General features: G+C 38.7%; 16 protein-coding genes. 15 read left to right on the forward strand and 1 reads right to left on the reverse strand.

The features are described from left to right. Positions 1-171: 171 nt before the first annotated feature. Both ABH968_RS00520 and ABH968_RS00525 read left to right on the forward strand, forming a co-directional pair. Positions 172-1,398, forward strand: a complete 1,227-nt coding sequence (locus ABH968_RS00520; RefSeq protein WP_370041585.1) for an aspartate kinase — start codon at positions 172-174, stop codon at positions 1,396-1,398. 376 nt (positions 1,399-1,774) lie between these two features. Further along, positions 1,775-3,034: a methyl-accepting chemotaxis protein gene (locus tag ABH968_RS00525; protein ID WP_370041587.1), complete on the forward strand. Its 1,260-nt coding sequence runs from the start codon at positions 1,775-1,777 to the stop codon at positions 3,032-3,034. A 155-nt stretch (positions 3,035-3,189) separates the two neighbouring features. Here ABH968_RS00525 and ABH968_RS00530 read toward each other — a convergent pair whose 3' ends face one another. After that, entirely contained in the window at positions 3,190-3,624 is a 435-nt protein-coding gene (locus tag ABH968_RS00530) for a YslB family protein (RefSeq protein ID WP_370041589.1), read from the reverse strand. A 272-nt stretch (positions 3,625-3,896) separates the two neighbouring features. Between ABH968_RS00530 and ABH968_RS00535 the strand changes: the two genes are divergently transcribed. The 13 genes from ABH968_RS00535 to ABH968_RS00595 all read left to right on the forward strand — a co-directional run bounded on the left by ABH968_RS00535 (position 3,897) and on the right by ABH968_RS00595 (position 14,753). Beyond that, entirely contained in the window at positions 3,897-4,505 is a 609-nt protein-coding gene (locus tag ABH968_RS00535) for a succinate dehydrogenase cytochrome b558 subunit (RefSeq protein ID WP_370041590.1), read from the forward strand. Positions 4,506-4,571: 66 nt separating this feature from the next. After that, positions 4,572-6,326, forward strand: coding sequence for a succinate dehydrogenase flavoprotein subunit (gene sdhA / locus ABH968_RS00540; protein WP_370041592.1), 1,755 nt, complete (start codon positions 4,572-4,574; stop codon positions 6,324-6,326). A 5-nt stretch (positions 6,327-6,331) separates the two neighbouring features. After that, positions 6,332-7,111: a succinate dehydrogenase iron-sulfur subunit gene (gene sdhB, locus ABH968_RS00545; protein WP_370041594.1), complete on the forward strand. Its 780-nt coding sequence runs from the start codon at positions 6,332-6,334 to the stop codon at positions 7,109-7,111. A gap of 293 nt (positions 7,112-7,404) precedes the next feature. Continuing rightward, on the forward strand, positions 7,405-7,863 hold the full coding sequence (locus ABH968_RS00550) for an acyl-CoA thioesterase (protein ID WP_370041596.1): 459 nt from the start codon (positions 7,405-7,407) through the stop codon (positions 7,861-7,863). A 267-nt stretch (positions 7,864-8,130) separates the two neighbouring features. Beyond that, complete coding sequence (locus ABH968_RS00555; protein WP_004226437.1) at positions 8,131-8,352, forward strand: helix-turn-helix domain-containing protein; 222 nt, start codon at positions 8,131-8,133, stop codon at positions 8,350-8,352. 75 nt (positions 8,353-8,427) lie between these two features. Continuing rightward, positions 8,428-8,880, forward strand: a complete 453-nt coding sequence (locus ABH968_RS00560) for a MarR family winged helix-turn-helix transcriptional regulator (protein WP_323653188.1) — start codon at positions 8,428-8,430, stop codon at positions 8,878-8,880. 10 nt (positions 8,881-8,890) lie between these two features. Beyond that, positions 8,891-9,688: a glutamate racemase gene (gene racE / locus ABH968_RS00565; protein WP_370041598.1), complete on the forward strand. Its 798-nt coding sequence runs from the start codon at positions 8,891-8,893 to the stop codon at positions 9,686-9,688. A 132-nt stretch (positions 9,689-9,820) separates the two neighbouring features. Continuing rightward, positions 9,821-10,570 (forward strand): ribonuclease PH, encoded by a 750-nt coding sequence (gene rph / locus ABH968_RS00570; protein WP_370041600.1) that lies wholly within the window; start codon positions 9,821-9,823, stop codon positions 10,568-10,570. Between the two features lies 1 nt (position 10,571). After that, positions 10,572-11,165 carry an XTP/dITP diphosphatase gene (locus ABH968_RS00575; protein WP_370041602.1) on the forward strand — a complete coding sequence of 198 codons (594 nt, stop codon included), beginning with the start codon at positions 10,572-10,574 and terminating at the stop codon, positions 11,163-11,165. A 12-nt stretch (positions 11,166-11,177) separates the two neighbouring features. Further along, entirely contained in the window at positions 11,178-11,681 is a 504-nt protein-coding gene (locus ABH968_RS00580) for a metallophosphoesterase (RefSeq protein WP_370041604.1), read from the forward strand. A gap of 146 nt (positions 11,682-11,827) precedes the next feature. Next, complete coding sequence (locus tag ABH968_RS00585) at positions 11,828-13,288, forward strand: protein adenylyltransferase SelO (RefSeq protein WP_370041605.1); 1,461 nt, start codon at positions 11,828-11,830, stop codon at positions 13,286-13,288. Positions 13,289-13,816: 528 nt separating this feature from the next. Then, a complete protein-coding gene (locus tag ABH968_RS00590; RefSeq protein WP_370041607.1) occupies positions 13,817-13,990 on the forward strand; it encodes a DUF2639 domain-containing protein in 174 nt (57 codons plus the stop codon). Between the two features lie 61 nt (positions 13,991-14,051). Continuing rightward, a complete protein-coding gene (locus ABH968_RS00595) occupies positions 14,052-14,753 on the forward strand; it encodes a YqjF family protein (protein WP_370041609.1) in 702 nt (233 codons plus the stop codon). Positions 14,754-14,807: the final 54 nt, after the last annotated feature.

Below are 14,807 nucleotides of genomic sequence, written 5' to 3' on the forward strand. Positions count from 1 at the left end.
TTTGCTTTCTAGAGACAAACTTTTTTCAAGGCAGTTACCCCCTACCTGAGAGGTGATGTTAAAAAAATTGGAGCGGAGGAAAGTGAGTGCTCGTGTCACTTTGATTTTGCTGCAAAAGTATAGCAACTTTATAATCAGCGAAATGATTTAATACGAAGGAGAATGATAAAGATGGCGAGAATTGTGATGAAATTTGGTGGTGCTACATTAGCATCAACAGAGCACATTCAAAATGTTGCGAAAAAGGCGATTGCAGAAAAGGAAAGAGGTTTTGATGTTGTCGTTGTCACTACAGCTATGAGGGGTATGGCTAAAGAATTAGCAAAGATGGCTCGTGATCTATCAGACAACGCATCTAAGCGTGAACTAGACGCACTATTTTCTACAAGCTCACAACTTACAAGTACATTAGTGGCAATTGCTTTACAGGAAGAAGGATATGATGCTGTGTCATTAACAGGCTGGCAGGTAGGCATTGAAACCGATGCTATGTATAGCAATGCCCGTATTGATGAAATGGATGCTAGTCGAATAGAAGAGCATTTTGTACAGGGGAAAATCGTAATTGTTGCTGGGGGACAGGGTATCGATAATTCACGGAATATTACGACGTTAGGTAAAGGTGGGGCGGAAACGTCGGCTATAGCTATTGCAGCAAAATTGAAGGCGGAGCGGGTAGATATTTACACGAATGTGGATGGAGTCTATACAGCTGATCCAAGTCATGTTGCTAGGGCACGAAAGCTAAAAGAAATTTCCTACGATGAGATGCTAGAGCTATCAAACTTAGGATCACAAATTTTACACCCACGAGCTGTAGAGTTAGCAAAGAAGTTTCAAATCCCAGTTATCATTCGGTCGAGCGAAATAGATACAGTAGGTACTTTATTGAAGGAGGAAGTTGAAATGGAGAAAAATTTAATTGTACGTGGTGTTGCCTATGAGTCAGACGTTATTCGCTTAACAGTTGGTTATGATGCTTATTCCAATGCTTCATTAGCAGATATGTTCACAATACTTGCAGAGAATCGCATAAACGTCGATATAATCGTACAAGCAATAATTGATGGCTTAAAGCCAACTGTATCATTTACCATTTTAAAAGAGGAGTTCGCTGAAGCATTACGTGTCCTAGAAGATAGTAAATTATCATTAGGGTTTAGTTTTGCTGATTTTGAAATCGGCTTAGCAAAAGTCTCTATTATTGGCTCAGGAATGGCATCTAATCCAGGGGTGGCTGCCCGAATGTTTGATCGTCTACGTCGTGAAGGTATCCCTGTAAAAATGGTCAGTACTTCTGAAATAAAAGTTTCTGTCGTTGTTCCTCAGGACGAAATGATTCATGCAGCAAATGCATTACATGATGAATTTAACTTAGAACAAGCGCTTTACATATAATTTTGAATAGGATGTGTCTGTAAAAGGCACATCTTTTTTGTTGTTGAAAAACTATTATGTCAATGAAATTAATATGTCATATTAAATAAAGTAGGGATCTATGGCAAAACGAGGGGGTGATTTCCGTTCCGGCTGGGCTCTTTCCTGGGGGCGTCCGATGAGCCGCTTCACTCGCTTTGCTCGCTCCAGGGTCTCATCTGTGACGCTGATCCCCAAGGAGTAGCCCAGCCTCCACTCCAATCAACTACTTCACTTAGAATGAATCTTCTGGAATGGGCACATCTTTTTTTGTTCACATCAATTTAATATTTTATCCAATTTTATTGTTATATAATAAAATATGACATGTTTTACCAAGGGGAAGGTTGGGGTTTGTATGGTATTATTCGGTTTATTTCAAAAGCCAATGGATGAAAGCGTTGAAAGAGACAATGATTTAGAAATACAAATATTAAAAAAACGAATTCTGGAATTGGAACTTGAGCAGGAAAGCATTGATGTGAAAAATGCGATATTAGACTTTGTACTAGCGCATATGGAGTTAATTAATTTTCAAACGGCTTTAAAGGTTCAAAATGTCTCAACGAGTGTAGGGGATATTTCCGCAATGAGTGAAGAAATGTCGTCAAATACAGAAGAGATGCTTGCGGTTGAGCAAAATGTTAATGCAAATATTCAAGAAATAAAACAGCATTCCATATTACTAGTAGAGGAAATGGAATCATCCATTTCAAAAGGTGAAATGGTTCAGGAGTTGTTGGCTAAAGGAGCTCATTCAACAGAGCAATTAAATGATGAAATGACTAAAATGGACGATATCAGTAAAGGGGTAACCGGGATTGCCGATCAAACACAACTACTATCCTTGAATGCCTCTATTGAAGCCGCGCGAGCTGGTGAGCATGGAAAGGGCTTTAATGTTGTCGCGATGGAAGTAGGGAAGTTAGCCAACAGCTCGAAAGGTTCATTGCAAGAAATGACGAAGATTCGATCAGTCATTGATAAGAAATTACACAATACAATAACAAATATTAAACAAGTCGAACATTATTTAACTGACTTTTTAAGTATCATGAAGAACAATATTGCTAATCTGACTGTAACAAGTAAAAATATTGAAGAAGCAGCACATGGCATTCATCAAATAACAGCCGCATCAGAAGAAAATGTAATAGCAGTAGGTCGTTTAGCGGAAACAACGACGGAACTATCACATACTAGTGACTTCTCGGATATAATACAAAATCAAGTATCTGAAATGTTAAAAGCTATTGTACCGACAATCAGAAAGCCCTCAGAACAAACGGTAGTTAGCCAACTGGCGGCAAGGTTAATGGATCATGCTAGCTTTTTGCGAAATGCTATTCAAAAGGCTGGCCATAAAGAAACTTTAAAGACGCATCATCAATGTATGTTTGGGAAATGGTATTATGGACATTTTGAGGAATATCAGAAATTACCAGAATATCGTCATATAGAACAACCTCATGAATTAGTACATATGGCTGCACAAAAATTAGTGAATGAACTGTCAATTAGTAACTTAGAGGAAATGATTCAACACTCACTTAATATTTTGGAGGCATTTATTTCGTTAATAGATGTGCTCTTAAAAGAAAGACATGCACAACTATAAATATAAAAATGATTTGTGATTATAACGAGGGGTTGATGTCTGTTCCGTCAGGACGCTTTCCTGGGGGCGTCCAGTCTTCACTCCATTAATCTTATATATTTAGCCTATATAAAAAGGATTGTCATCCGTAAATTCGGATGACAATCCTTTTCGTTTTATTCTGTAGGAACGGTGTTCATGATTCTTTCTTTGACGTCCCATTTTACTGTAAATGTAACATTCTGTTGCTTTTCATGTTTTTCATCATAGCATTCTGTTAAATAACCTTTTGTTTGCTGGATTTGTTCAGCTATAAATCCTGCTTCAAGTCTAAAGCTACGAAGACCGATTTGTAACAGTTCTGGATCATTTGTCAATTGAAATAGGCGCCCATCCTTCGATTCTTTCATAAGCTCTAAATTACCCCAACAGGCATCTGCGAAAAATGCGATAAGTTCGTCTTGACTTTTACATGGGAACTTCCGAGCTAGATCTTTTCCTGCCCAGTAAAGGACATCATCTTCGTGTTTACCAAGAATGGAAGATAAAATATAATCGCGAATTATCTCATAGCCAAATGCTGAGATTGTGGGAGATGAAGTGTTTAACATTGAAATCCTTCTTTCTTGGAATTTTCTTAAAATTTGACACTGATAAAGTAAAGATAGATTTTTCGAGAAAAAACGATGCATCACGTACTAGATTCTTTCTTTAATAAGGGATATGAAAAACTCCAAGTTACCTTGACGCTCGTAGCTCTTGAGAGTACAATAAACATGTCATAATATTGTACCATGATGAAATACACAGTCAATGAAGTATCAGTTACAAAATGATGACTTCTTTTGTTGTGCTATTTTAAGTACTAAGGGAGGTAACAGTCTTGTCGAAAGATCGAGAGTTTTTATGGCGTCGCTTACATTCTCTACTTGGGATCATACCAGTAGGTCTGTTTTTAACGATGCACCTGTTCATTAACTTAACAGCAGCAGGCGGAGCAGAAAGTTACAACGCAGCTACCGCAAATATGGAAAAGATTCCATTCCTTATCCTAGTTGAATGGATTGTCATCTATATTCCATTAATGTTCCACGCATTCTATGGTGTCTACATTGCATTCACTGCAACACCAAATACAGGACGTTTCAGCACATACCGTAACTGGATGTACTCATTACAACGTTTCACTGGTGTATTCTTAGTGATCTTCATAGCGTGGCATATTTTCCAAACTCGTATTCAAAAAGCGCTTGGTACAGAAGTTGATTACGATATGATGGCGAATATTGTCTCTAATCCATTCATGCTTGGATTCTACATTGTTGGTATTATATCAGCTACTTTCCACTTATCTAACGGTTTATGGGCATTCCTAGTAAGCTGGGGTATTATACAATCTCCTCAGTCTCAAAAGATTGCTACTTATGTAACAAACATTATTTTCGTAATTCTAAGTGTAGTTGGTGTGGCTGCTATTTTAGCTTTCGTTTAATGTAATAGAAACTACTATAGAGTACATGCAATCATTGCAATTTTTTAAGAGGAGTGAGAAATAATCATGGCGAAAAGCAAAATAATTGTTGTCGGCGGCGGTCTAGCTGGTCTGATGGCAACGATTAAAGCAGCTGAAGTTGGTACAGAAGTTGATTTATTCTCATTAGTTCCTGTAAAACGCTCACACTCTGTATGTGCGCAGGGCGGAATTAATGGTGCGGTAAATACAAAAGGTGAAGGGGATTCTCCTTGGATCCACTTTGATGATACGGTTTATGGTGGGGACTTCTTAGCGAACCAACCACCAGTTAAAGGTATGTGTGATGCAGCCCCTGGTATTATTCACTTAATGGACCGTATGGGTGTAATGTTCAACCGTACACCAGAAGGTCTTCTTGACTTCCGTCGTTTCGGTGGTACTTTAATGCACCGTACAGCTTTCTCTGGTGCAACAACTGGTCAGCAATTACTATACGCACTAGACGAGCAAGTTCGCTCTCACGAAGTAGCTGGTTTAGTGAACAAATATGAGCACTGGGAATTCCTTGGTGCAGTAGTCGATCCTGACGGCGTTTGTCGTGGTATCGTAGCGCAAGATATGCGTACAGAAGAAATCAAATCATTCCGTGCAGACGCTGTTATTATGGCGACTGGTGGCCCTGGTATTATCTTCGGTAAAACAACAAACTCTGTTATTAATACAGGTTCTGCTGCTTCTATCGTTTACCAACAAGGTGCCTCATACGCGAATGGTGAGTTCATCCAAATTCACCCAACAGCGATTCCTGGAGATGACAAAAACCGTCTAATGTCAGAATCAGCTCGTGGTGAAGGTGGCCGTATTTGGACTTATAAAGACGGTAAACCTTGGTACTTCCTAGAAGAAAAATATCCTGCATATGGTAACTTAGTACCGCGTGATATTGCAACACGTGAAATTTTCGACGTTTGTGTAAACCAAAAACTTGGTATCAACGGCGAAAACATGGTATACCTAGATCTTTCTCATAAAGATCCACATGAATTAGATGTAAAACTAGGTGGTATTATTGAAATCTACGAAAAATTCGTAGGTGATGATCCACGTAAATTACCAATGAAAATTTTCCCAGCAGTTCACTACTCAATGGGTGGATTATGGGTTGACTACAACCAAATGACTGAAATTCCTGGTCTATTTGCAGCAGGTGAATGTGATTATTCTCAACATGGTGCAAACCGTCTTGGTGCGAACTCATTATTATCTGCTATCTATGGCGGTATGGTTGCTGGACCAAACGCAGTAGATTATGTTAAACATCTTAAAAAGCATGCTGAAGATCTTCCTCAAGAAGTATTCGATGCTCGCGTTAAAGAAGAACAAGCTAAGTGGGATGCGGTCATGAAAATGGACGGCACAGAAAACGCTTACTTGCTTCATAAAGAGCTTGGTGAAATGATGACAGCTACTATGACAGTAGTACGTTACAACGACCAACTTAAAGATACATTGAATAAACTTGATGAATTCCAAAAACGTTGGGAAAACATTAACATCAACGATACTCAAAAATGGAGTAACCAAGGTGCTCACTTTACGCGTCAGTTGAAAAATATGATTTACCTAGCAAAAGTAATGACAAAAGGTGCATTACTACGTAACGAATCTCGCGGTGCTCACTATAAGCCAGATTTCCCGAACCGTGATGATGAGAACTTCTTAAAAACAACAATTGCGAAGTTTGACCCAACTACTGGTGATCCAATCATCACGTACCAAGAAGTCGACGTTTCATTAATTCCACCACGTAAACGTGATTACTCTGCGAAAGGAGACTAAGAATTATGAATATCGCAGCTAATACTGGAAGAATGGTCAAAGTGGAAATTTTACGTCAAGATACAAAAGGCGGCAATGGCTACTGGCAAAAATTCCAAGTGCCTTACCGTCATGGTATGAACGTAATTTCTATTTTAATGGAAATTCAAAAAAATCCTGTTACTGAAAATGGTGAAAACACTTCTCCAGTAGCATGGGATATGAACTGTCTTGAAGAAGTTTGTGGTGCATGTTCAATGGTTATCAATGGCCGCCCACGTCAATCATGTTCAACTCTTGTTGACCAATTGACTGAGCCAATTAAACTTGAGCCTATGAAAACTTTCCCAGTTATTCGTGACTTACAAGTTGACCGTGAACGTATGTTCAATGCACTTAAAAAAGTTAAAGCATGGGTTCCAATCGATGGTACTTATGATTTAGGTGAAGGTCCACGTATGCCAGAAGGTAAACGTCAATGGGCTTATGAATTATCTAAATGTATGACTTGTGGTGTATGTATGGAAGCATGTCCAAACGTGTCTGAAAAAGCTTCATTCATCGGACCAGCACCATTATCACAAGTACGTCTATTCAACACTCACCCAACTGGTGCAATGATTAAAGACCAACGTTTAAATGCAATCATGGGTGATGGAGGCCTTGCAAACTGCGGTAACTCACAAAACTGTGTAGCTGCTTGTCCAAAAGGTATTCCTTTAACAACATCTATCGCATCATTAAACCGTGCAACTTCAGTGCAAATGTTCCGTAACTTCTTCGGTTCTGACCACTACGTTGACTAATAGTACAAGCTTTACTCCCAAACTCCCTTACACTCAATGTGTGAGGGGGTTTTTTTATGTAGATATTAAATAATTTTGTAGATTAAATATGATGACTTCAATACAGCATAAAAATAGAACGGGGAATGTTGAGTTTTATGAAAAAAGGAGATTTTGAATAAAACGAGAAAAAATCTGGATTTTCTATGATAATATAGTATTTTCCTTTATAATGAATATAAATTCATTTATGACTTGCTAATTCCATCTGTTGTTTCGGGAAGAAGCGAATTAAAATTAGGGGGATGGTTAAGATGAAAGCAAATTATATCGGAGATTTTCAGGAATGGGCAAAGGATTTTGCATTTTTTATTGAGGTCCGTGTACGTTTTTCAGAAACGGATATGTATGGTCATATGAACAATACCGTTAGCTTTACATTTTTTGAACAAGCACGAATCGATTATTTCCGTCATTTAGGTGTTCTAATGCCATCAGCAATTGATGAACATGTAGATGGGATTCCAATTGTAGCCGACTTACAGTGTGATTACGTGAAGCAGGTTTTCTTTGATGATGTGCTAAGAATTTATGCGAAGATAGCGAAAGTAGGAAACTCATCAATGGATATTCATTACTTAGCGAAAAACCAACATGATGAGGTTTGCTTTACGGGGCGTGGTACGGTAGTGCAAATGGACCCTCGAACTGGGAAGAGTGTACCTCTATCTGAAGAATCAAAAACCCAGTTAGCAAACCTAGTATTCATATAGGATAGGAAATGGTTTGCGAAAGTTGTCTGTAGTAAGATTGATTGACAGTAATATTTTTCAACATTATTGCGAAAAAGTCCCTCGGGAAAAGAAGTATAAACAATGATTTCGACGGTTGAAATTGCATTTTTACATAAAATTCATTAATGTATGGAAGCAATTTCCGATTTTTTTAAAGAAACACGAGATATTCATGAAAATAGCCGTCACCGCTCCCCATTCCTTAACATAAGTTACAATACGTGCGGGGGAGGAGGGTGTAACTGAATGAATGGCTCTCATCATCGTTCTCTTTTAACGAACCGAGAACGTGAAATATTTGCGCTTTTATTAGCTGAAAAAACAACGAGGGATATTGCAGAGCAACTTGGTATTAGTGAAAAAACAGTGCGAAATCACATTTCCAATACAATTCAAAAGTTAGGTGTAACGAATCGATCTCAGGCGTTAATTGAGCTGTTACGCTTAGAAGAATTCAAATTAGACTAATTGGACACTTGCTATTTCAGAAAAAAAACGACAAAATAGAACTATTCAACGTATTTTTAGGAGTGAAATAGTTATATGTCGGATGAAGTAACAAAGCACTCACCTGAAACCGTTGCAACGGTTGAAAAGGAATTACGCTATATAGCGGCGATTGTGAAGCAAAAAGGAAGAGAGATTGTTTCTCAATATGCGATTACGCCGCCACAATTTGTTGCATTACAGTGGTTAGAAGAGCTTGGAGACATAACAATTGGCGACCTGTCAAATCGATTATACTTAGCTTTTAGTACAACAACAGATCTAGTGGACCGAATGGAGAAAAATGAATTAGTCAAGCGAATGCGTGACGAAAATGATCGTCGTGTCGTTGTTGTTCATCTTCTCGAAAAGGGCGAACGTATTATTCAAGAGGTTATTGAAAAAAGACAGCAATATTTGCAAGAGAAACTTGTTGGTTTTAATGAACAAGAAGTCGCGCAATTATCAAGCTATTTAGAAAAACTACATGTACACATGAAACAGGATTGAGGCGGAAAGTATGAATGCCCCGATAGGCGTTATTGACTCAGGAGTAGGCGGTTTAACCGTAGCAAAAGAAATAATGAAGCTATTACCAAATGAAACGATCTATTATATTGGTGATACAGCAAGATGTCCGTATGGTCCAAGAACTCGTCAAGAAGTACGAAATTTTACTTGGCAAATGGCAAAAGCACTAGAGAAAATGAATATCAAAATGCTCGTCATTGCTTGTAATACAGCGACTGCAGTAGCACTCGAAAGTTTACAAAGAAATATGCCTTTTCCGGTACTAGGCGTTATTAATGCTGGCGCACGTGCAGCTGTAAAGAAAACGAAGCGACATGAAGTCGTTGTGCTTGCAACAGAAGGAACAATTAAAAGTGGGGCGTATGAGGAAGCCTTACTTTCACTGAATACGTCAACTCATATTATTCCACTTGCTTGTCCTACATTCGTACCACTTGTAGAAAGTGGCGAATATAAAGGTGAATTTGCAAATAAATTAATTGCGGAAGGCTTAAAACCGTTAAAAAATGAACAATTTGATACGGTCATACTAGGATGTACGCACTATCCAATTTTGCAAAAACAAATTGAAACTGTTGTAGGAGAAGAAGTTTTTGTGCTATCTTCCGCTGAGGAAACAGCAAAGGATGTTCAAGAAATGCTTGCATATAATGGTACTTTGGCTGACCCAGACGCTGTGCCTGCTCATAAATTTTATGCAACTGGTTCTGTTCCAATTTTCCGTTCGATTGCTGAAAGTTGGCTTGAGCAAGGTACTCTTTATATAAAACGTATTACATTAAAATAAAAAATCAGCTTAGCTAGGCGCTAGGCTGATTTTTGCCGTTTTTAGCATTGTGCATAAGAGACCGAGCACTTTTTTGAAGGTGAAAATTATGTTAAGATGAGTGCGCGAAAGATTTTAGGAGGAACGAAAACTATGACAAGATTTGATGGAAGAAATATAGATGCACTGCGACCTGTGAAAATAGATAGTGAGTATCTATTGCACCCAGAAGGCTCAGTGTTAATTCAAGTAGGCAATACGAAAGTAATTTGTACAGCAACGATAGAAGATAAGGTTCCTGGGTTTTTACGTGGACAAGGCAAAGGGTGGATCACTGCAGAATACTCAATGCTACCTCGTGCAACGGCACAGCGTACAGCACGTGAATCATCTCGTGGCAAAGTCAATGGCCGCACAATGGAAATTCAACGATTAATCGGTCGTACATTACGTGCTGTCGTTGATTTAGAAGCACTTGGTGAGCGTACTGTGTGGATTGACTGTGATGTGATTCAAGCAGACGGAGGGACACGTACAGCTTCAATAACCGGAGCATTTGTAGCGATGACACAGGCAATTGCTAAGCTTGCAGAAGAAAAACAATTAGCAAAATTCCCGGTAACAGACTATTTAGCTGCAACGAGTGTTGGTATTGTAGAGGATCATGGGGCAATTTTAGACTTAAACTACGTTGAAGATGTCGCTGCTGCTGTAGATATGAATATCGTCATGACAGGAGCAGGACGATTTGTTGAGCTACAAGGGACAGGTGAAGAAGCAACCTTTTCTCGTGAAGAGTTAAATGAACTACTGGCGTTAGGTGAAAAGGGCATTCAACAATTGATTGCACTTCAAAAAGAGACACTAGGTGAATTGGCTAACAAAGTGGGAGGAAATGAATAACATGAAACAAGTAGTCATTGCAACGAAAAATAAAGGAAAAGCAAAAGATTTCGAAGCATTATTTGGTCCACTTGGTTATGAAGTAGTAACGATGTTTGATGTTGCCCCAGAGATGGAAATAGAAGAAACAGGCACTACTTTTGAGGAAAATGCAATCTTAAAGGCAGAAGCATTAGCAAAAGAGCTGGGCACAATTGTTATTGCTGATGATAGTGGCTTAGCTGTTGATGCATTAAATGGTGAACCTGGTGTTTATTCCGCACGTTATGCTGGTGATCATGATGATGAAGCAAACATGGTTAAACTATTAGAAAACCTAAAAAATGTCGAAGATGAAAAGCGTACAGCACGCTTCTGCTGTTGCATCGCTATTGCAGGGCCTGGTTTTGAAACGACAACAGTTTTTGGTACTTGTGAAGGTGTCATTGCACACGAAAAACGTGGTACAAACGGATTTGGTTATGATCCAATCTTCTTTGTCCCAAGCTTAAACCGTATGATGGCAGAGCTAACAGCCGATGAAAAGGGAGCAATTTCCCACCGCGGGAATGCGATTCGTAAGTTGAAGGAACAATTGCCAAGTCTTATAAAATAAGAGGTGATATCCATGCAAATACTGATCATGAGTGATACACATGGGGATAGTAATGTGATTGAAAAAGTTCGTAGCTTTTACCCAAAGGTCGATGCTTTGATTCACTGTGGAGATAGTGAGCTTCCTTTCTCACATAAAGCACTGGAGGGCATGAAGAAAGTACGAGGAAATTGTGACATCGATAAAGCCTTTCCTGATGAAGCAGTATTCGTTTTAGAGGACGTAACAGTCTTTGCAACACATGGCCACTTATTCAATGTTAAAACTTCAATTTTATCATTATCATATCGTGCCAAAGAGGTAGACGCACAAATTGCGTGCTTTGGTCACTCTCATATTCTTGGGGCGGAAATGATTGATAATGTGTTATTTTTAAATCCGGGGAGTTTATTAAAACCACGTGGCCGTAAAGAAAAAAGCTTTGCCCTTGTAGAGGCTGAAGACACGTATTTTGAAGTAAAGTTCTTTACGGATGATAATGACTGTATTTCCACCCACAGGTTTATGCGAAAATGATGTAACAAAAACGCTTAGGTTTTAGAAACTCTAAGCGTTTTTTGTTTTATCCTGGCCTGATTGGTGAAGATTAAATGGTAAAAATGGCTATGAATTGTTTATGATAAAGTAGAAAAAATAAATATAAACGTAACAAAGGAGAAAACATGGACAATACAATAGGATGGAATTTTGATAATAGCTATACCCGCTTACCAAGCATTTTTTATACATCAATCAATTTAAATCCAGTTCGTTCACCAAAGTTAATAATGTTAAATGAATCAGTTGCCAAATCACTTGGATTAAACGTCGATGCTTTGCAAAGCGAGGAAGCGGTAGCAATTTTTGCAGGTAACAACAATCCGACTGGTGGCATGCCCATTGCCCAAGCTTATGCAGGGCATCAATTTGGTCACTTTAATATGCTTGGAGACGGAAGAGCACTGTTATTAGGTGAACAACTAACACCAACTCATGAACGCTTGGATATCGCACTAAAAGGCTCAGGAAGAACGCCTTATTCACGTGGCGGAGATGGCAGAGCAACACTTGGTCCAATGCTACGTGAATATATTATTAGTGAAGCCATGTATGCACTTGGTATTCCAACCTCTCGAAGTTTAGCTGTCGTAACTACAGGCGAAATGGTCCTCCGCGAAACCGAGCTTCCTGGCGCAGTTTTAACGCGTATTGCAAGCAGTCATTTGCGAGTTGGGACTTTCCAATTTGCAGCGAACTTTGGATCAGAGGAGGAGCTAAAAGCTTTGGCGGATTATGCTTTGGAACGTCACTTTCCTAGTGCTGATGTAGCTCAAAATCGTTATCTGACCCTTCTACAGGAAGTTATAAAGAAACAAGCATCTCTCATCGCAAAATGGCAGCTAGTTGGTTTTATTCATGGCGTCATGAATACAGATAATATGACCATTAGTGGTGAAACGATTGATTATGGTCCTTGCGCTTTCATGGATACGTATGATCCAGCGACAGTATTTAGCTCTATTGATCGACAAGGCCGTTATGCATATGGTAACCAACCTAATATCGGAGGATGGAATTTAACACGACTGGCTGAATCATTAATACCGTTAATCCACGAAAATCAGGAAGATGCTATAAAATTAGCTCAAGACACACTACAGCAATATCCTCAGTTGTATTATGCAAATTGGTTAGCAGGTATGCGAGCAAAGCTTGGGATATTCAACGAAGAAGATCAGGATGTGGCACTCATTGAAGAGCTTCTAAAATTGATGCAGCAACATCAGGCAGACTATACGAATACATTTATCGCATTAACCTTCGATAAATTTGATGAATTAACGTTATTTAGTACAAATGAATTTAAAGAATGGCATAAGAATTGGCTTGCAAGACTAGAAAGACAGCAAGAAACAAAAGACATGTCTCAACAATTAATGCGCGATCATAATCCAGCAGTTATTCCACGAAATCACCGTGTAGAAGAAGCATTAGAGGCTGCTGTTGAACAGGGAGACTTTAGCGTAATGGAGCGATTACTGGATGCTCTTGCTCAACCTTTTGCACATTGTAAGGAGCAGCAGGAATATGCAACATTACCAACACCATCTAACCAACCATATCGAACGTTTTGTGGCACATAAGTTGAAAACCGAGGGAATAAAGTTATATTAAATAAAGTATGGCTCTTCGGCAAAGTGAGGGGTTGATTTCCGTTCCGACTGGGCGCTTTGTTGTTGCTGTCGCTACGCTTTCGCACAGATAAAACAATTGCTGTCGCTACGCTTTCGCACAGAGCAAAGCTTCCTAGGGGCGTCGGGGCAACAGGATGTTGGTCACAAAGGCGTTATCACAGGACGTGATGTTTTTAGCCTTCGTTCACCTTCCCGCTTCGCTCCAGGGTCTCATCTGTGACGCTAATCCCCAAGGAGTCGCCCAGTCTTCACTCCAATCAACTAATTCACATAGTATGTATCTTATGTACGAAAGCGAGTAGCCTGAAACGGAAATCACCCTCATTTAAAGAGCATAACATTCACCAAAATTACCTTGACCCATTTTGGTTTTCAACAGTATGAAAACGAAGGATAAATTCTTCGTTTTTTTATTTTGAAAAAATGTCACTACATAAATTCCTGAGCATACGCTATGTATGAATAGTAGTGAAGGGAATGTGTAAAGTGCATAAGTATTCAAAAGGTTGGTTTGTGAAGCAACTTCGAGATCATGGTATTTTGGTGCATCCACAATATAAAAGTCATTTAGGCAATTATAAAGAATCCGAACTGCGCAATTTATATTATCGATATGTTGAAAATGAAACATTAGATTCAGAACAAAAATAGTCATTTTCGTTTGAATAACTCCTTTGTAGGAAAGAATTTAACTACAGAAAGGAGTTATTTTATGTGGAGTAAATCGTGGGTTTTAACGCAAATATGGCAAGATGTGTTGTTTCTACATTGGCCAGTTTCACCTAAGGATTTAGAACAGTACATTCCGCAAGAGCTGCAACTGGATCTCTATGAAAATAACGCTTGGCTTAGTGCTGTCCTTTTTAAAGTAAAAGGACAACGACTGAGATTTCTACCACCATTACCAGGAGTAGGTTCCCATTTGCAGCTTAATGTCCGGACATATGTTACATATAACGGCATGAAAGGTATCTATTTCTTTAACTTAGATGTTACGAATCGTTTTATTGTACAAATAGCTACAAAGGGCAGTTTATCATATCGCCATTCAAAAATATCTATAAAACAAAAAGAGAACCATTTTTCGTTTACAAGTTTATATCACGGTGCACCGGATGAAAGGTTGAAAATTTCATATCAACCGATTGCCAGTGAAATAAGTAGTTCTGTATTTGATAAATGGTTAGTGGAACGTTATCATTCTTGGTCAAAATGGAAGAGTTCTCTAGTTCGCATAGATATAGATCATATGCCATGGCAGCTACAACGTGTTCGTATTAACATTGAAAGCAACTCTTTAGCTCCATTTGTGAAGGAATCTATACAAGGCATCCAACCTATTGCTCATTATTCGAAGAGTAAACAGGCAAGAATTTATTCGCCAAAAGTAGAAACCGGATTCAAAAATGCTTAGTGAATCTGGTTTACTTTTGTTCGTTGATTGAGTAGTTTGACTTATTCTTCATAC

It is taken from the genome of Lysinibacillus sp. RC79 (genome assembly GCF_041262405.1).
GTDB lineage: Bacteria > Bacillota > Bacilli > Bacillales_A > Planococcaceae > Lysinibacillus.